16 protein-coding genes are annotated in these 17,058 nt (G+C 66.8%); 7 read left to right on the forward strand and 9 right to left on the reverse strand.

Features of this window, described 5'->3' with window-relative positions:
* Nucleotides 1–118: 118 nt before the first annotated feature.
* The gene (locus ACX80N_RS10645) at nt 119–1,048 is read left to right on the forward strand and encodes a ribonuclease Z (protein WP_459339369.1); all 930 of its coding nucleotides are present in this window, start codon (nt 119–121) and stop codon (nt 1,046–1,048) included.
* Nucleotides 1,049–1,176: 128 nt separating this feature from the next.
* Nucleotides 1,177–2,691, forward strand: coding sequence for an MFS transporter (locus ACX80N_RS10650; RefSeq protein ID WP_459339370.1), 1,515 nt, complete (start codon nt 1,177–1,179; stop codon nt 2,689–2,691).
* Between the two features lie 62 nt (nt 2,692–2,753).
* Here ACX80N_RS10650 and ACX80N_RS10655 read toward each other — a convergent pair whose 3' ends face one another.
* Nucleotides 2,754–2,960, reverse strand: a complete 207-nt coding sequence (locus tag ACX80N_RS10655) for a hypothetical protein (protein ID WP_459339371.1) — start codon at nt 2,958–2,960, stop codon at nt 2,754–2,756.
* Between the two features lie 140 nt (nt 2,961–3,100).
* Here ACX80N_RS10655 and ACX80N_RS10660 point away from each other — a divergent pair, with 140 nt between their 5' ends.
* Nucleotides 3,101–3,568, forward strand: coding sequence for a GNAT family N-acetyltransferase (locus ACX80N_RS10660; protein WP_459339372.1), 468 nt, complete (start codon nt 3,101–3,103; stop codon nt 3,566–3,568).
* Between the two features lie 137 nt (nt 3,569–3,705).
* Here ACX80N_RS10660 and ACX80N_RS10665 read toward each other — a convergent pair whose 3' ends face one another.
* From ACX80N_RS10665 to ACX80N_RS10675, 3 genes are all read right to left on the reverse strand, one after another.
* Nucleotides 3,706–6,495: a PKD domain-containing protein gene (locus tag ACX80N_RS10665; RefSeq protein ID WP_459339373.1), complete on the reverse strand. Its 2,790-nt coding sequence runs from the start codon at nt 6,493–6,495 to the stop codon at nt 3,706–3,708.
* A gap of 86 nt (nt 6,496–6,581) precedes the next feature.
* Complete coding sequence (locus tag ACX80N_RS10670; RefSeq protein WP_459339374.1) at nt 6,582–7,421, reverse strand: hypothetical protein; 840 nt, start codon at nt 7,419–7,421, stop codon at nt 6,582–6,584.
* Nucleotides 7,422–7,425: 4 nt separating this feature from the next.
* On the reverse strand, nt 7,426–7,647 hold the full coding sequence (locus ACX80N_RS10675) for a hypothetical protein (protein ID WP_459339375.1): 222 nt from the start codon (nt 7,645–7,647) through the stop codon (nt 7,426–7,428).
* Nucleotides 7,648–7,990: 343 nt separating this feature from the next.
* Between ACX80N_RS10675 and ACX80N_RS10680 the strand changes: the two genes are divergently transcribed.
* Nucleotides 7,991–9,037, forward strand: a complete 1,047-nt coding sequence (locus ACX80N_RS10680; RefSeq protein WP_459339376.1) for an AAA family ATPase — start codon at nt 7,991–7,993, stop codon at nt 9,035–9,037.
* A 150-nt stretch (nt 9,038–9,187) separates the two neighbouring features.
* On the opposite strand, the gene ACX80N_RS10685 is transcribed toward ACX80N_RS10680, so the two are convergent.
* Nucleotides 9,188–10,069, reverse strand: a complete 882-nt coding sequence (locus ACX80N_RS10685; protein WP_459339377.1) for an alpha/beta fold hydrolase — start codon at nt 10,067–10,069, stop codon at nt 9,188–9,190.
* Between the two features lie 63 nt (nt 10,070–10,132).
* On the opposite strand from ACX80N_RS10685, the gene ACX80N_RS10690 reads away from it, so the two are divergent.
* Together ACX80N_RS10690 and ACX80N_RS10695 are read left to right on the forward strand one after the other, a co-directional pair.
* Entirely contained in the window at nt 10,133–10,687 is a 555-nt protein-coding gene (locus ACX80N_RS10690; RefSeq protein ID WP_459339378.1) for a TetR/AcrR family transcriptional regulator, read from the forward strand.
* 452 nt (nt 10,688–11,139) lie between these two features.
* Complete coding sequence (locus tag ACX80N_RS10695; protein ID WP_459339379.1) at nt 11,140–11,508, forward strand: hypothetical protein; 369 nt, start codon at nt 11,140–11,142, stop codon at nt 11,506–11,508.
* 134 nt (nt 11,509–11,642) lie between these two features.
* Here the strand turns inward: ACX80N_RS10695 and nrdF are convergent, their stop codons facing one another.
* The 4 genes from nrdF to nrdH form a co-directional block, all read right to left on the reverse strand.
* Nucleotides 11,643–12,617 (reverse strand): class 1b ribonucleoside-diphosphate reductase subunit beta, encoded by a 975-nt coding sequence (nrdF, locus tag ACX80N_RS10700; protein WP_459339380.1) that lies wholly within the window; start codon nt 12,615–12,617, stop codon nt 11,643–11,645.
* A gap of 66 nt (nt 12,618–12,683) precedes the next feature.
* Nucleotides 12,684–14,843, reverse strand: coding sequence for a class 1b ribonucleoside-diphosphate reductase subunit alpha (nrdE, locus tag ACX80N_RS10705; RefSeq protein WP_459339381.1), 2,160 nt, complete (start codon nt 14,841–14,843; stop codon nt 12,684–12,686).
* Nucleotides 14,840–15,307 carry a class Ib ribonucleoside-diphosphate reductase assembly flavoprotein NrdI gene (gene nrdI / locus ACX80N_RS10710; protein ID WP_459339382.1) on the reverse strand — a complete coding sequence of 156 codons (468 nt, stop codon included), beginning with the start codon at nt 15,305–15,307 and terminating at the stop codon, nt 14,840–14,842. Before nrdI ends, nrdE begins: the two co-directional genes overlap by 4 nt.
* Before the next feature lie 37 nt (nt 15,308–15,344).
* Nucleotides 15,345–15,590 (reverse strand): glutaredoxin-like protein NrdH, encoded by a 246-nt coding sequence (nrdH, locus tag ACX80N_RS10715; RefSeq protein WP_105030477.1) that lies wholly within the window; start codon nt 15,588–15,590, stop codon nt 15,345–15,347.
* A 458-nt stretch (nt 15,591–16,048) separates the two neighbouring features.
* Here nrdH and ACX80N_RS10720 point away from each other — a divergent pair, with 458 nt between their 5' ends.
* Nucleotides 16,049–17,002: a LysR family transcriptional regulator gene (locus ACX80N_RS10720; protein WP_459339383.1), complete on the forward strand. Its 954-nt coding sequence runs from the start codon at nt 16,049–16,051 to the stop codon at nt 17,000–17,002.
* The last annotated feature ends 56 nt before the right edge of the window (nt 17,003–17,058 follow it).

The raw sequence follows: 17,058 nt of genomic DNA on the forward strand, positions 1-17,058 counted from the left end.
GTGAGGTGCTCCCCAAGTCACGCCGTCCTGCGCCGGCGCGGGACGCTACCATTCTTTCCCCTGGTGCCCGGCCGGTCCACTGGGGTTCCCCCGCTCGCGGGATGGAAGACTGAGGGCCATGCGTGAGCTCGTCATCCTCGGCACGGCGTCGCAGGTGCCCACCCGGACCCGCAACCACAACGGCTACTTCCTGCGCTGGGAACGCGAGGGCATCCTGTTCGATCCCGGCGAGGGCACGCAGCGCCAGATGCTCCTGGCCGGCGTCCCGGCGTCGAGGATCACGAGGATCTGCCTCACCCACGTCCACGGCGACCATTGCTTCGGGCTGCCCGGCGCACTCTCGCGTATGGTGCTCGACGGCGTCGCCCACCCCGTGCACCTCCACTACCCGGCCTCCGGCGAGGACGTGGTGCGCGCGCTGGTGTCGCTCGCGACGCCGGGACTGGACCTCCACCTGCACCCCCACGGCGCGGCCGGCGGCATCGCGCCCGGAATCAAGGTCGAACCGCTGCGCCACCGGATCGAGGCCTACGGCTACCGGTTGACCGAACCGGACGGACGGACGTTCCTGCCCGGACTGCTCACTGCCGCAGGGATCACCGGACCCGACGTCGGACGCCTGCAACGCGAGGGCGCACTCGGCGCCGTCCGGCTCCACGACGTCAGCGTGCACCGGCCCGGGCGCCGCTTCGCGTTCGTGATGGACACGGCGGAGTGCGACGGCGCGGCGGCGCTCGCGGACGGCGCCGACCTGCTGGTCGCCGAGAGCACCTTCAGCGACGACGACGCGACCCTCGCCGAGCGCTACCTGCACCTGACGGCGGGACAGGCGGGCGCGATCGCCGGCAGCGCCGGGGTGGGGACGCTCGTCCTCACGCACTTCTCGTCGCGGTACGACGACGTCGGCGTGCTTGCCGCGCAGGCCCGGGTGAGGGCAGGCTCCGCGGGGGTGGTCGCGGCGTCCGACCTCGACCGCATACCGTTCCCCCCGCGTCCGGAGGCGGGGGTTCCCGGTGACCGCCGAGGCCCTCCCGCATCGGACGGCTGACGGGCCACGGGATGCCGTCCGTCCCGCATGTCCCCATCCCGTTCGAGGGCGGACTGCTGACCGGACCTGCAAACGAGCGGGAATCCGGGCCCTTCACGCGCCCGATCGATGTCACTAGACTGTGCCGCATGACCGGGCAGGAACCGTCCCCGCCGTCCCCCGCTGCGCCCCGAGGCAGCGGCTCACACCCCTCCGACGACGCCGCCTCCCTCCAGAGCGCTGAACACTCCGTCGACGACGCGGACTCCTCCGCCCAGGGCGGGGACGACGACGGCATCGACCGGTCGGTCCGCGACCCGAAGCAGCGCTCGCGCACCTTCGCCGGCATCCTCGTCAATACCGCGCTCGCGAACATCACCACGAGCTACCTGTGGTTCGCCCTGACGTTCTGGGTGTACCTCGAGACCCGCAACGTCATCGCCACGGGGGTGGTCGGTGGGGCGTACATGCTCCTGATCGCCCTCTCCAGCATCAGCTTCGGCACCTTCGTGGACCGCTTCCGCAAACTGGCGGTGATGCGCTTCGCCGCCGGTTTCACCCTGGTGATGTTCCTGCTGGCCGGGGGCATGTTCCTGGTGACGCCCACCGCGTGGCTGCTGGACCTGGGGCAGCCGTGGTTCTGGGTGTTCATGCTCGTCATCCTCGTCGGTGCGGTGGTGGAGAACATGCGCAACATCGCGTTGTCCACCACCGTCACCATCCTGATCGAACCGGACCGGCGGGCCAACGCCAACGGGCTCGTAGGCATTGTGCAGGGGCTCATGTTCATCGTCACCTCGGTGCTCTCCGGGCTGTCGGTCGGGCTGCTGGGCATGGGCTGGACCATCGCCGTCGCCGTCGTCCTCACGGCCCTGACCGCCCTGCACCTGCTGACCCTGAGCATGCCCGAGGAGGTGCGGGTCGCCAGGACCGACGCCCACGGCGGCTTCGATCTGCGCGGTTCGTTCGCCGCCGTGCTGGCCATCCCCGGGCTGTTCGCGTTGATCCTGTTCTCGACGTTCAACAACTTCGTGGGCGGCGTCTACATGGCGCTCATGGACCCCTACGGCCTCGAACTGTTCTCCGTGGAGATGTGGGGCACGCTGTTCGCCGTCGGTGCGACGGGGTTCATCGTGGGTGGCGCGCTGATCGGCAAGTTCGGCCTCGGGTCCAACCCGCTGCGCACCATGCTCCTCGCGGTGATCGCCATGGGCGTGCTCGGTGCGGTGTTCACCCTCAGGGAGTGGAGATGGCTGTACATCGCGGGGATCTGGGCGTACCTGGTGCTGATCCCGTTCATCGAGGCCGCCGAGCAGACGGTCATCCAGCAGACGGTGCCGCTCGAGCGCCAGGGCCGCGTGTTCGGCTTCGCCATGGCCTTCGAGTCCGCGGCGGCGCCGGTCACCGCGTTCGTCATCGCGCCGATCGCCCAGTTCTGGATCATCCCTTATGCACGCTCGACCGAGGGCGCAGCCCGACTGGCTCCACTGCTGGGAGAGGGTACGTCCCGCGGGATCGCCCTGGTGTTCCTGATCGCCGGGATCATCATGGTCCTGGCCGCCGTCGCGGCGTTCTTCACGCCCGTATACCGCCGGGTGTCGGCGTCGTACGCCGCGTCGACGGCGGGGACTCCCGAGAGTGCGTCGGCGCCGGTCGGGCGGTAGGCGTCGTCCGCCGTCGCACGCGTGTCGTCCGTCTAGGCGGTGTCCGTCTCGGCGGTGTCCCTCTAGGCGGTGTTCGGGAGAAGGGCGTCGAGTGCATCGAGGACGGCGAGGGACGGCATGTCCGCGACAGCCGCGACGACGGCCAGCGGTTCTCCATGGCTCACAGCGGATGCGACCGCCTGCTGGAGCTCGGCGGGCGGTTCGGCATCCACGGTGAAGCCCGTGGAGTGTGCAATTGCAGCAACCTGTTCGAGGTGGTCCGAGCGCATTGGGTGTCCTGTCGAGTGGGTGTTTCGAGTGTGACCTGCACGCACTGCAGACAGGAAGCACCGGAGCGGATGGACCCGCGCTTGCCAATGCCTGAACCATCAGGATGCCGGCGCTGAGACAGAGGAAGAAGGTGGACAGGATGACGCATCGGGTGAGGACGGCAGTACAGCGGGACGCTGCCACGGTGGGACAACTCCTGTACGACTTCAATACGGAGTTCGACGCTGTGACGCCGACGGCACGGGTGCTCGGTACCCGCTTCGATCGACTCCTCGCCTCCGCTGATGTCGTCGTGATCCTCGCGGAGGACGGCAGCGGCGAGGCGATCGGTTTCGCCTTCCTCACGCTGCGTCCCACCCCCTACTACGACGGTCCCGTCGCCCAGCTCGAGGAGCTCTATGTCCGCCCGACCCTCCGCGATGGAGGCATCGGCACCGCACTGCTCGGCGGGGCGATAAGCCTCGTGCGCGCCCGCAGTGCCGGGGAGATGCAGATCAATGTGGACGAGGTCGACGTCGACACCCGACGCTTCTACGAGCGCCACGGGTTCGTCAATACCGAGCCCGGTTCCGACTACCGGATGCTGTGCTACATCCGTGATCTCTGATGTGGGGATGAAGCGGTCGCACGATGCCGCCCCCTAGCCGGCCCTCCCGCGTCACGTCGGAGGGTCGAACGGCAATCGACTACAGCGGAAGCCCCACACCCCGCGGGCGCTCCCCTGCGAGGTGTGGGGCGTCGTGGCTACTGGACGAGGAAGTCGTCGATCCTCACCTGCAGCGGCGCGATGGTCGCCGACCCTGAGAGGTAGGCAGTCACGGCCACGGAACCGGCCTTCTGAAGTACGGGGTCGGAGTCGGTCGACGTGACCTGCCAGCCGGCAGGCTCCGCCGCGCCGACCTTCCACACCTTCACCTGCACCGTCGCCGGAGCAGTACCCGAGACCCTGACGCGCACGTTGTACGTATCCGCCACATTGAAGGTCAGCGGAGACAGCGAGGCACTCCCGAGGGTGGTCACCGTCCCGTTCACGGCCTTCTCGGTGATCAGCGTCATCCCGCCAGTTCCCGAGATCAGGAGCTTCGCCCTGTAGTCCCCGGCCCCTGCGACACTGCGGCCGATCACCGTGAGGTGGAACCCGCCCCCGTTGGGCGCCTTGTCGAGCTTCGTCGTGAACCGGGTGTCGGTGGTCAGCGAGGAGACGGAGTTGAGCTGTACGGTACCGCTCGATGCTGCTGCCGCCAGGTTGATGAGACCCGCGCCACCGTTGACGGAGTACTTACCGGTGGAACCACCGACTGCCCACGGCCCGCCGACGTCCGCGCTGCCCCAGCCGCCAGTGACGGACCGGCCGAACGCATCCCGTGCCAGTTCCGTCACAGGCTCCCCTGCGGCCGTGACCGTCACGGCACGGGAGACGACGTTGGTCGCTCCCGCGTTGTCCATCACCGTCAGCTTCACCGTGTAGGTCCCGGCCGCGGCGTAGGTCCTCGACGCCCTCACGCCTGTTGCTGTCCCCCCGTCACCGAAGTCCCATGCGTAGGAGGCGATGGTGCCGTCCGCGTCGCTGGAGGCCGACCCGTCGAAGGATGCCGCGAGCCCGGCGGCGGTATGGGTGAACGCCGCGGTCGGTGGCGTATTCGCGGGAGTGGGCGCCGCGACGGTGATCGCCCTGGACACCGAATGGGTGGCGCCCGCGTTGTCCGTGACGGTCAGTTTCACGGTGTAGGTCCCGGCCGCGGCGTAGGTCCTGGACGCCTTCGCGCCGGTCGCTGTCCCCCCGTCACCGAATTCCCACGCGTGGGAGGCGATGGTGCCGTCAGGATCGGTCGACGTCGACCCGTCGAAGGATGCTGTCAGGCCGCTGACCGTCTCCGTGAACCGTGCCACCGGTGCAGTGTTCGCCGCGCCCGCCATGACGGTGACGCTCACCGTCCCTGAGCGGACCTCGTTACCGAAGGGATCGGTGGCGATGATCTGGTAGGTGTGAGTCGACGAGGGGGCGAGGCCCGAGTCCTCGAACGTCAGCACGGGACGCTCCCAGAACCTCGACAACTGGGAGACCTGGTGGACCGGGGTGGCGATCTGGCCATCGCGGATCACCTTGTAGGTGAGCTTCTCGTTGTCGTAGTCCCAGTTGGCCGTCCACTTGACGGTGACCCGCCCGGCAGCCGTGGAGGTGAGGGTCGGGTTGGTCGCGGTGCCGGTGACGTTCGGCCCGACCTTGTTCGGCGCGATGCTGCGGACAGCGAACCGCACGAGTCCCTGCTGCCCCTTGCCGTTCACCCGCGGGAATTCCCCGCCCAGCACCACATAGTTGGCGTTGCCGGTCACCGACCAGGCCGCCTGGCCCTGGCCCGTGAACGTGCCGGCGGTCAGCCGGGGGAACCAGGTGAGGAGCGACGGGGCCGGATTGCCCTCGAAGTTGAAGTAGTTGCCCTCGCTGTTCCGCTTGACGGTCCCCGTCGCACTCTTGCTGAACGATATGGCCCGTTGCCAGTCCCGAGGGTTCGACTCGGGGAACCCGCCGATATTTCCGCAGTAGTGGGCATGGCCCACGCTGTAGATCACTTCCCCGAGGGGAGCGACGCTGTAGGAATCGCCATGGCAGTCCTCGATCCACTTCAGGGTTCCCCCAGCCCAGTTCGCGGAGAAGGTGCCCTCGAAGTTGCCGCCGCCGCCGAAGACATAGCCGGTCCCGTAGACATTGGTGCCGTCGGTGGAAAGGCCGGTGATGGCGGCATCCACTCCCCCGTTGCGGACCAGTCCGTTGACGGCCCACGGTCTCAGCGCGCCTGTTGCCGTATCGATGGCGGCGAGCCCGTACCCGGGGTTCGAGGACCCGTTGAGGGTTGTGAAGCTGCCCCCGACGACGACCTGGCTGCGGTCGGGAGAGATCACCATCGCGGAGACGTCCCCTCCTGCAGCCCTCGGATTCCAGCTGCGCAGGGCGCCCGTGCTCGCGTCGACTGCCGCGAGCCTGGCCCGCGAGGTCGACCCGACGGCGGAGAACCAGCCGCCCAGGTATACGGCGTCGGCGGTTGCCACGATCGCATCCACCCGGGAGTTGGGCGTGGGTTTGAACGAGGTGATCAGTGCGCCGGTTGTCGGATCGAGCGCGGCGATCCGGGAGGCGGGTGTCCCGTTCACCGCTGTGAACGCGCCTCCCACGTAGATCCGCGACCCGTCCGGTGATGCAGTGATCGACCGGGCCTGCGCGTTGAGGCTCGGGGCGAAGGACTGGATGAGGGCCCCTGTCGTGATGTCGTACGCGAGGATATGGTTGCGGGTCACGGTGCTGGTTCCGGGTGCCGCCCCGGCCGGCCTGGCCGTCGTGAAGTTGCCCGCGACGTAGACGGTGTTGCCGACGATCACCTGCTGCCAGACGACACCGTCGACCTGCACTGTCGGCAGCGGGTCGGCCGACACGGTGGGCGGATTCGCCGCGGTGACCGGGTCCGGCGCGGTATCCGCCGAGGCGATGGGGCCCGCAGTGAGCGTGGCTCCGACAGCGAAGGCACAGGAAGCGGCCATCGCAAGGATGCTCCGGAATGCCCCGCCGTATCGCCTCTGCCCTGGTGCGTGCGTTCCCGGCGTGGAAGGAGAGGTCGTAGCGCTTCTCATGGTGCCTCTCCTTGGACTGGCGCGGCGCCCTCGAAGGCTGCGACCGGCAGAACTGCCTGATAGTGGAACAGGACGCGGACGGTCTTGCGCTCCTCCGGTGGGACCTGGAAGACGAAGACCCCCGAGACCTTCTGTCCGGGAGCGACCTCGGCGGGGAAGGGCACGGCCCCAGGGCCGCTGAGCTCTTCTGCCGGGATCCGATCGGCTCCCCTCTCGACGTTCACGACTGCTTCGGCCAGGGAGATGGGAGCCGCTGTGGTGTTGGTGACCTCCAGGGTGAACTGGACGGCCGGCCCACCCACCTCTCCGACCCCCCGGGCTTCGCCCTGGACGGACTTCAGCGCCTTCACCTTCGTCTTCACGCCCGTAGCGACGTCCGCTTCACTCCCGAACCCCTTGGCTGCCGCAACAGGCGGTGGTTCGTTGATGATCTTCCCGCCGGCAGCGGGTGGTGCGGCTCGTCCCGCGTCAGGGGCGGCAGGAGCGGGTGCGGCTTCTGCCTGCCCGGGAGCGGCAGGACTCCCCGGGGCCTGCGCCTCACCGTCGGGCGTCCCCGGTTCGGGGGCGGGAGGTGCCAGCAAGAATTCGAGCTCTGACTCGGATTCCGGGGAGGTGACGGCAGGCGTCTCCGGTGACGCTCCGGAGTCGACCGACGGCGGATCCGAGGGAACCTCGGCCTGCACCGATCTGGACATCGGTTCGGGAGGGGGCGCGAGCGGGCCGGCGGCCACGGCCCACCCTGTCAGGCCGACGACGGCACTCAAGGCTGCAGCACCTGCGGCCAGTCGTCCGCTGGATTTCTTCTTTTCCGGCTGTCCGGGCTGGGTCGGGGTCATGGCGCTAGTCCGTTCGAGGAGGTACCCATAGGAGGACGCAGGCCAGGAATCTCAGTCCCTGGGCGAGGGTCAGGAGGGCGGCGATCGCCGCTACGACGAGCATGTGCACGGTCTTGGAGGCCGGGGTGGGCAGGAACCGTGGAGGGAGGGCGAGTCCGGCGGTGGCCGCGCGGGTGGGGCGCAGTGGGATCGCCAGCTGTCCGGAGGTACGGCGAAAATCGCTCATACCATCACCACCCAATGCATGACGTGCTTGTCGGAATCGATCCCAGAGTGTTCATTCCGTGCAAGGACAAGCCTATGCACCGGCGGGTGCGACCACACGAGTAGGGCTACGCGACACCGCCCCGCGCAATACGCAGCTCCATCACTCTGCTCACATCGAGTAATAGCCCCCTTACCTGTCTCGTGGTCCGGTTGGTGTCGGCGGGTGGGGTGTGGTTGGCTGTACGCGCATCGCCTTCAGCACAACAGGCGGGACGCGCCCGACGGGAGCCCACCCCGACAGCTACCCTGAAGCAACCACTGCGAATCCTTTCCTCGCGGTCGAACCACCTCAGGAGAAATTCATGGCTGCCAGCCGTAACCCGCTCGACGAGCTGCGCGAGACGCTCGGTCATCTGGCCGATCAGCTCAAGCTCCCGAGTTCGGAGCGGATCGACGACCGCGTGAGCGAGCTCTTCAGTGCGCGCCCCGGGCCGGCGCGGCCGCTCTTCGAGGTGCAGGCCGAGCTCGACGCGCTGGTGGGGCTGGAGACCGTGAAGGAACAGGTGCGGGCGCTCGTCGCGCTGCTCCAGGTCCAGGCCCGCCGCAAGGCGCACGGCCTGCCGGAGGTGGCCACGTCGCAGCACCTCGTGTTCCTCGGTAATCCGGGCACCGGCAAGACCACCGTGGCCCGCCTCCTGGCCGAGATGTATCGCGCGGTCGGGTTGCTGCAGAAGGGCCATCTCGTCGAGGTGGACCGGTCGGGTCTGGTCGGCCAGTACGTCGGTGAGACCGCGGTCAAGACGGACCGGGTCATCCGGCGGGCCCTGGACGGGGTCCTGTTCATCGACGAGGCCTACGCGTTGACCCCGGAGGAGGGCCGGGTCGACTTCGGCCCGGAGGCGATCGAGGTCCTGCTCAAGCGGATGGAGGACCACCGCCACCGGCTGGTGGTGATCGTGGCAGGCTATCCCCGGCTGATGGAGTCGTTCCTGCTCTCCAACCCCGGCCTCCGGTCCCGGTTCGCGCGCGAGATCACCTTCCCCGACTACTCGGTCGACGCGCTCGAGACGATCTTCAACCAGATGCTCGTCCAGCACGAGTACGTGCTCGAATCCGGCGCGGACCAGATGCTGCGCCGCATCCTCGCCAACCTCCACGCCGGAGAGGACTCGGGCAACGCGCGCTTCGCTCGTACGCTGTTCGAGCAGGCGCTCAACCGCCAGGCGCTGAGGCTGTCGCTCGACGCCGATCGTGATCTCGACGCTCTCGATCGGGACGAGGTGATGACGCTCACCACCGACGACCTCATCCGGGCCGCCCAGGCCCTCGGCGAGGAACCGGAGCCGGCGCCCCAGCCGGAGCCCGAGCGGTCGTCATGGTGGCGCTGGCTGACCTCGCCGACCGGTTGAGCGGACCGGCTCGGTGGCTGCGGTTATCCAGCAGGGTTACTGACCGGGGCCGCACCGGAGTCCGGCGGATGGCGGCCGCAGAGCGAGCCCTTCATTCGGCCGGCGGTCGCCGGACGAACGCCGGAGCGCGGGGCGCTCGACGGCTGGGAGTCATGCGGCGCGATCGAACCAACCGAGTGCGAGGTCGGCGACCTCGGCGGGGGCGTCGTCTGTGATGAAGTGCGCCGCGTCCTCGACGTAGGCGAACTCCACGTGATCGGCGTATCGCTCCGGGTTGCGGCAGATGCGCTCCAGGACCGGTTCGGTCCACGGGTGGTCGCGGCGGCCGTAGACGATGAGCGTCGGCACCGTGAGCCGCCGACGGCGGTAGACACCCACCATCATGCGCACGGCTTCGGGCAGAATCATGCCGCGGGTGAGCGGACGTACCGCCTGATCGATATGGGGCCGGCGCAGCGGGGCAAGGTTGGCGTCGACGGTCGCCTCCGACATCGGGCGGGCCACATAGGCCTCGGAGAAGATCCCTCGTAGTGAGGCGTCCGGGCGGTGCCAGATGAACCGCGGCAGATGCCGGAAACCGGGAACGATCTTCGGGCTGAAGGCGAAGAAGGCCGGCGGCACGGCGAGTTGAACTGCCGTCCGAACCCGCTCGGGGTGGTCGTAGCACAGCTGCATGGCGGTGATGACACCCATGTCGTGCGAGACGACGTCGGCACGCGAGATGCCGAGGATGTCGAGGAGAGCGAGCAGATCGCGAAGCCGGCTCTCACGATCGATCCGCGGATCGTCGGCCTCCGTCCAGCCTGCACCGCGCAGATCGGGACAGATGACGCGGTAGCCGCGTGCGGCGATGATCGGAGCTATGGCGCGCCACTGCCACCAGTGCTCGGGAAATCCGTGCAGGAGCACCACCGGATCACCTTCCCCGATGGTGGCGATGTGCGTCCGCAGGCCGGGCGTCTCGACCACGAGGTGGTCGAAGCCTGCTGCATCCGGCAAAGGCGGGGACCAGATCGAGGTGGGCGTGGACATGGCGACCTCCTTCGTGAGGTGGAGATACTATGTTCATAGTAAACCTCGCGGAAGGGGGTGTCCATGCCAGCGTCCACGCGCGAGCGGGGCCTGGAGGCGGCCGTGGAGTTGCTCGGTGCGGAGGGCGTGCGCGCGTTGAGTCATGCGCGGGTCGATGAACGGGCCGGCCTACCGCAAGGGTCCACCTCGAACTGGTTCCGCACGCGCCGGGCGCTGCTGGGCGGGGTGGTCGACTGGATCGCGGAGCGCGAGCGGGCCGATTTCGACCCAGCCGCGATGCCGGCTATCACCGGCGCCGACGGACTGATCGAGGGTTTGTGTGCCATGGTCGAGCTGCAGGCCGGGCCGTTCGCTGTGCGGACCCGCGCGCGCTATGCCCTCTTCCTCGAACTCGCCGCCGATCCTGAGCTCGGCGAGCCGTTGCGGCAGCAGCGCCGTGAATTCGAAAAGTGGACCGAGTCAATCGTGACGGCCGTCGGAATCGCCGATCCCGAGCCAGCTACGCGGGCCCTCATGGCGCTCGCCGACGGACTACTCCTGCACCGGCTGACCGTCGATCCCGAACTCGACATGCGGCCCGCCATCGATCGCGCGGTGCACGCCCTCGCAGAATCATGACCGCTCCGACGCCGGATCCCGCCGCCACTGGCCGAACAGGGGTTTCGAGGGTCCTCGGACCTAGGTTGCCATGGCGCCATCCCGGCTTCGATAGCGTAGTCAAGGATTGCAGTGGGTAGCCACCGCTCATGATCGGGTTCAGAATCCCAGGGATTGTGGCCACTGTAGGGCGCTTTGCCCGGCTCGCAGCCTTGCCTTGGAGAACCAGCGCTACGCACGAGGCAGAGAGGTGCGTTCCCCTGCCGAGCTCACCCGAGTGCCGGACTCCTGCACGGGACTTCGACGAAAGGGTCCCGTCAGACTTCGGGGACCATCTTTACAAGCGTCAGACCGCTCTCATTCGACACGCGCAGAGGACTCGCGGGCAATGGAGCGTTGCGGTGGTTCACCGACGAGTGGACGCGCGGAATGGGAGCAGTGCTCGAACTGGTCCAACATGCCCCCACGTCAGCATGAAGGAGTTTCCCGTTCACCTACTCGGCGACCCGGAAACCATCGAACTGAAGTCCGCAGAACTCGATGTCCTTCTCACGAAGGACGATGGTTTGAGTATGGAGAGCACCGGTGCGAAGGAGCTTCCGGGAACGAAAGGGCGAGAGGAACTTGAGCAGTATCATGATGGTCACCACATTGCTTCAGCCCTTGCTTGGGTTCTCTCTGGAGCACTCAGTTCAAGTGAACTTCGCGGCGACGCCGTCGAAAATGACGCGGGAACTACAATACGATCGAGAAAATTAGTGAACTTTCCGTCGTCGCTCGGTTCCATGAATGGGCGCTCTCTCTCGGATCCTGTATCGGGCCACCACAATATTGTGGATTAGGTGCTGCTTAGTGAATCGTCACGGCTTATGAGGAGCGATCTCGCACTGTAGGTATCGACGGCGAAAGCCCTGCGCGACGACGCGCAGGGCTTTCGGCGAAGATGCGCGTATCGCGCATCAGTGACTAGACGGGCTTAGAAATCCCAGTCCTCGTCCTCGGTGTTCACGGCCTTGCCGATCACGTACGAGGAACCCGAGCCCGAGAAGAAGTCGTGGTTCTCGTCGGCATTCGGGGACAGCGCCGAGAGGATCGCCGGGTTCACATCGGTCACCGAGGACGGGAACATCGCCTCATAGCCCAGGTTCATCAGCGCCTTGTTGGCGTTGTAGTGCAGGAACTTCTTGACGTCCTCGGCCAGACCCACGGAGTCGTAGAGGTCGTGCGTGTACTGGACCTCGTTCTCGTACAGCTCGAAGAGCAGCTCGAACGTGTAGTCCTTGAGCTCCTGGCGGCGCTCCGGCGTCGCGCTCTCCAGCCCGCGCTGGAACTTGTACCCGATGTAGTACCCGTGCACGGCCTCGTCACGGATGATCAGGCGCACCAGGTCCGCCGTGTTCGTGAGCTTGGCCCGCGAGGACCAGTACATCGGCAGGTAGAAGCCGGAGTAGAACAGGAACGATTCGAGCAGCGTTGAGGCGATCTTGCGCTTCAGGGGATCGTCGCCTCGGTAGTAGTCCGTGACGATGTTCGCCTTCTTCTGCAGGTTGACGTTCTCCGTGGACCAGCGGAACGCCTCGTCGATCTCCTTGGTGGAGGCCAGCGTGGAGAAGATCGACGAGTAGCTCTTGGCGTGCACCGACTCCATGAATGCGATGTTCGTGAGCACGGCCTCCTCGTGCGGGGTGAGCGCATCAGGGATGAGGCTCACGGCGCCAACCGTGGCCTGCACCGTGTCGAGCAGCGTGAGCCCCGTGAAGACACGCATGGTGAGCTGCTGCTCCTCCGGCGTCAGCGTGGCCCACGACTGCACGTCATTGGACAGCGGCACCTTCTCGGGCAGCCAGAAGTTGTTCACCAGGCGGTTCCAGACATCCACGTCCTTGTCGTCCTGGATGCGGTTCCAGTTGATGGCCTGGACCCGGTCGACGAGCTTCAGTTTCTCGCTCATGAGATGTTCCTTGCTTGGGGTGGGAATGGCGATGGGAAGAACTGCGGGACGGTCTGATTCAGTTGCCTACAGCATGCAGCTGACGCAACCCTCCACCTCGGTGCCTTCCAGCGCGAGCTGGCGGAGACGGATGTAGTAGACGGTCTTGATGCCCTTGCGCCAGGCGTAGATCTGCGACTTGTTGATCTCACGCGTGGTGGCGGTGTCCTTGAAGAACAGCGTCAGGGACAAGCCCTGGTCCACGTGCTGCGTGGCAGCGGCGTAGGTGTCGATGATCTTCTCGTAGCCGATCTCGTACGCGTCCTGGTAGTACTCCAGGTTGTCGTTGGTGAGGTACGGCGCCGGGTAGTACACGCGGCCCAGCTTGCCTTCCTTGCGGATCTCGATCTTCGACGCCACCGGGTGGATGGAGGACGTCGAGTTGTTGATGTACGAGATCGACCCGGTCGGCGGGACGGCCTGCAGGTTCTGGTTGTAGATGCCATGCTCCATGACCGACGCCTTCAGCACACGCCAGTCCTCCTGCGTGGGGATGTGCACGTCCGCGAACAGCTCACGCACGCGCGGAGTCGCCGGCTCCCAGACCTGATCGGTGTACTTGTCGAAGAACTCGCCCGTGGCGTACTTGGACTTCTCAAAACCGGCGAACCGTCGACCGGTCTCGATGGACATCAGGTTCGACGCCCGGATGCAGTGGTACACCACGGAGTAGAAGTAGATGTTCGTGAAGTCCAGGCCCTCTTCGGAGCCGTAGTGGACCCGCTCACGGGCGAGGTAACCGTGCAGGTTCATCTGGCCGAGGCCGATGGCGTGCGAGGCGTCGTTGCCCTTGGCGATCGAGGGCACCGAGCTGATGTGGCTCATGTCGGAGACGGCCGAGAGGGTGCGGATCGCGGTCTCGATGGTCCGGCCGAAGTCGGGCGAGTCCATGGTCTTCGCGATGTTCAGCGAGCCGAGGTTGCAGGAGATGTCCTTGCCCACGGAGTCGTAGGACAGGTCCTCGTTGTACGTGGTGGGCTCGGAGACCTGGAGGATCTCGGAGCACAGGTTGGACATGATGATCTTGCCGTCGATCGGGTTGGCCCGGTTCACGGTGTCCTCGAACATGATGTACGGGTAGCCGGACTCGAACTGGATCTCCGCGAGGGTCTGGAAGAACTCGCGGGCCTTGATCTTGGTCTTCTTGATGCGGGCGTCGTCCACCATCTCGTAGTACTTCTCGGTGACCGAGATGTCGGAGAACGGCATGCCGTAGACGCGCTCGACGTCGTACGGCGAGAACAGGTACATGTCCTCGTCGCGCTTGGCGAGCTCGAAGGTGATGTCGGGGACGACGACGCCGAGGGACAGCGTCTTGATCCGAATCTTCTCGTCCGCGTTCTCGCGCTTGGTGTCGAGGAAGCGGTTGATGTCCGGGTGGTGCGCGTGCAGGTACACGGCTCCCGCACCCTGGCGGGCACCGAGCTGGTTCGCGTAGGAGAAGCTGTCCTCGAGGAGCTTCATCACCGGGATGACGCCGGAGGACTGGTTCTCGATCTGCTTGATCGGCGCGCCGACCTCGCGGATGTTGGTGAGGGCGAAGGCCACGCCGCCGCCGCGCTTGGAGAGCTGCAGGGCGGAGTTGATGGACCGCCCGATCGACTCCATGTTGTCCTCGATGCGGAGCAGGAAGCAGGAGACGAGCTCACCGCGCTGGCGCTTGCCGGCGTTGAGGAAGGTGGGGGTGGCGGGCTGGAACCGGCCGTCGATGATCTCGTCGACCATCTGCTCGGCGAGCTGCTCGTTGCCGCGGGCCAGGTGCAGGGCGACCATGCAGACGCGGTCCTCGTAGCGCTCGAGGTAGCGCTTGCCGTCGAACGTCTTCAGCGTGTACGAGGTGTAGTACTTGAAGGCGCCCAGGAAGGTCTCGAAGCGGAACTTCTTGGCGTACGCGCGCTTGTAGAGGTCGCGGATGAAGTTCATCGTGTACTGGTCGAGCGTCTCGCGCTCGTAGTACTCGTTCTTCACGAGGTACTCGAGCTTCTCCTCGAGGTCGTGGAAGAACACGGTGTTGTTGTTGACGTGCTGCAGGAAGTACTGGTGCGCGGCCTCGCGGTCGGCGTCGAACTGGATCTGCCCGTCGGGACCGTACAGGTTGAGCATGGCGTTCAGCTCGTGATATCCCATGTCCTTGAAGCGGTCCACCGCGGCTGCGGGTGCGCCCGTCTCCGTCTCTGCAACACTCATGTCCAAAACTCTTCCAATCCTGTGGTTACTCGGTCCACGTCCTCGGACGTGCCCATGACTTCGAATCTGTACAGCACGGGGACCCCGCACTTGGCCGCGACGATGTCGGCCGCAAGGCAGTAGGTCTCACCGAAATTTGTGTTGCCGGCTCCGATGACCCCCCGGAGGAGGCCGCGGTTCTGCTCGTCGTTCAGGAACTTGACGACCTGGCGGGGCACCGCACCCTTTCCGGTGATGCCCCCGTAGGTCGGCAGGACCAGCACGTACGGCCGGGTGGCCCGCAGCGTCGGCTCCCTGGTGAGGAGCGGCATCCGGGCAGCCGGAACCCCCAGCTTCTGGACGAAGCGGTGGGTGTTGTCAGACACCGACGAGAAGTAGATCAGTGGAGCATCGGTGACCGGCCCCTCCGCGTCCCCGACCGGGGAGGCGGAGGTCGCCTGGTCATCCACGATGAGGGTGCTCATCCCGATGCCGCGCCGAGCGGACCCCGAAGGGTTCCGTTCAGGCTACCGAGCTGACGGCGGAGTCCGCGAGGGCGCTGATCTTGTCGGGGCGGAAGCCGGACCAGTGGTCGTTGTCGGTGATGACGACGGGTGCCTGCATGTAGCCCATGGAGCGGACGCGCTCGAGCGCCGTCGGGTCCTGCGAGATGTCGACGCTCTGGTAGGCGATGCCCTTCTTGTCCAGAGCGCGGTAGGTGGCGTTGCACTGTACGCAAGCCGGCTTCGTGTAAACCGTGACGGTCATGTCCTAGTCCCCTTTTCCTCATACGGCTGCTGAATATCCATCAGCAGCGTGCTGTCGTGTCATGAGCGGCGCGGCCCCGGAAATGGGGAAGAAATCTGGGGTTTCTCGCACCTTGCGGCTCATGCTGTGCAGCGGCTGTTTCTGTCCCTCGATACTACATCTAGTGCGGGCCCTCGGGACAGACCCCAACATGATGTATTACAAGTATGTCATTCCGGCAGCGAGTAGTCCACACGATGTCCACAGATCAGCGCCCGGCGGAAGCCCGGAAACGCGCCGAATCCGGCCCTTTTCGAGGCTCCGGTCCACATGCTGTGGAGGACTTCCACACAGGCGCAAGAATTTTCGTGTCGCGCATTTTCTGGCGTGTCGCGCTGCGTGCCCGGCAGCCGCGAGGTGAGGATCCGGCGCCCCGGTAAGCTCGACGGACAGCCGCCGGACGAGAGGAAGGGTGGTCGATGGTCAACCCGATCCACCTGAGGACACTGCTCGAGGTGATCCGCCACGGGTCCTTCAGCGGGGCGGCGACCAGCCTGGGCTACACGGCGTCGGCCGTCTCCCAGCAGATGTCGGCGCTGGAACGCGACACGGGCGCCACCCTCTTCACCCGCTCCGCCCGCAGTGCGGTGCCCACGGACGCGGCTGTCGCGATGTCCCGCCATGCCGCGAAGGTGCTGACGGACATCGACGCCCTGCTCGCCTCGACGGCACGTGCCGGCTCGGGCCCGGCGCACGAACTCCGCATCGGGATCTTTCCCAGCCTCGCGACCTTCGCCCTGCCTCGTCTGCTCCGCATGCCCGAGTGGCAGCGGCTCGGCGTGTCGCTGCGCCTGTTCGTCGGGGAACCGGCGCACGCCATCCAGGGACTCCGCACCGGCGGCGACCTCGACCTCGCGCTCGTCTACCAGGTGGGACAGGCCGGCCTCGCCTGGCCCTCCACGCTCAGCCGCCAGTGGATCGGCGACGACGACTTCCGGGTCATCCTGCCTGCGAGCTGGGGCATCCGCAGCGGCTCGCGCGTCACGGCCGACCAGCTGGCGGACATGCCCTGGATCATGCACCACCCGGGCACGGCCGACGCCACGGTGATCGAGCGGCTCTTCGCGAGCTGCAACCTCCACCCCCGGATCGCGGCCTACTGCGACGACTTCAACGCCAGCCTGGAACTGACGGCCGCCGGCCTCGGCGCGGCACTGGTGCCCGAACTCGCCATGGTCAACCGGCCCGAGGGCATCGTGACGCTCGACGTCCCCGAGATCCGGCTCGCCCGCAGCATCTTCGCGCTGCGCACGGGCGACGCCGACGACGCCCGGGTGCGGCTCTTCATGGACCAGCTCGCCGAGATCCTCAGGAGTCAGAGCATCGGGCCGAAGCACACGGCCCGGGGCTATGCACCCACGGCCGCTCGCTGATCCCCCGTTGCACGCGCGGCGACCGGACCGTACGTTCGGGGACAGGGCGGGCGCGG

The sequence above is a fragment of the Arthrobacter sp. MDT2-16 genome, from assembly GCF_054510925.1.

Bases quoted from the DNA above. Each gene is read 5' to 3' on its own strand.
- ACX80N_RS10645 (WP_459339369.1), top strand. From the start codon at position 119: ATGCGTGAGCTCGTCATCCTCGGCACGGCGTCGCAGGTGCCCACCCGG.
- ACX80N_RS10650 (WP_459339370.1), top strand. From the start codon at position 1,177: ATGACCGGGCAGGAACCGTCCCCGCCGTCCCCCGCTGCGCCCCGAGGC.
- ACX80N_RS10655 (WP_459339371.1), bottom strand. From the start codon at position 2,960: ATGCGCTCGGACCACCTCGAACAGGTTGCTGCAATTGCACACTCCACG.
- ACX80N_RS10660 (WP_459339372.1), top strand. From the start codon at position 3,101: ATGACGCATCGGGTGAGGACGGCAGTACAGCGGGACGCTGCCACGGTG.
- ACX80N_RS10665 (WP_459339373.1), bottom strand. From the start codon at position 6,495: ATGGCCGCTTCCTGTGCCTTCGCTGTCGGAGCCACGCTCACTGCGGGC.
- ACX80N_RS10670 (WP_459339374.1), bottom strand. From the start codon at position 7,421: ATGACCCCGACCCAGCCCGGACAGCCGGAAAAGAAGAAATCCAGCGGA.
- ACX80N_RS10675 (WP_459339375.1), bottom strand. From the start codon at position 7,647: ATGAGCGATTTTCGCCGTACCTCCGGACAGCTGGCGATCCCACTGCGC.
- ACX80N_RS10680 (WP_459339376.1), top strand. From the start codon at position 7,991: ATGGCTGCCAGCCGTAACCCGCTCGACGAGCTGCGCGAGACGCTCGGT.
- ACX80N_RS10685 (WP_459339377.1), bottom strand. From the start codon at position 10,069: ATGTCCACGCCCACCTCGATCTGGTCCCCGCCTTTGCCGGATGCAGCA.
- ACX80N_RS10690 (WP_459339378.1), top strand. From the start codon at position 10,133: ATGCCAGCGTCCACGCGCGAGCGGGGCCTGGAGGCGGCCGTGGAGTTG.
- ACX80N_RS10695 (WP_459339379.1), top strand. From the start codon at position 11,140: ATGAAGGAGTTTCCCGTTCACCTACTCGGCGACCCGGAAACCATCGAA.
- nrdF (WP_459339380.1), bottom strand. From the start codon at position 12,617: ATGAGCGAGAAACTGAAGCTCGTCGACCGGGTCCAGGCCATCAACTGG.
- nrdE (WP_459339381.1), bottom strand. From the start codon at position 14,843: ATGAGTGTTGCAGAGACGGAGACGGGCGCACCCGCAGCCGCGGTGGAC.
- nrdI (WP_459339382.1), bottom strand. From the start codon at position 15,307: ATGAGCACCCTCATCGTGGATGACCAGGCGACCTCCGCCTCCCCGGTC.
- nrdH (WP_105030477.1), bottom strand. From the start codon at position 15,590: ATGACCGTCACGGTTTACACGAAGCCGGCTTGCGTACAGTGCAACGCC.
- ACX80N_RS10720 (WP_459339383.1), top strand. From the start codon at position 16,049: ATGGTCAACCCGATCCACCTGAGGACACTGCTCGAGGTGATCCGCCAC.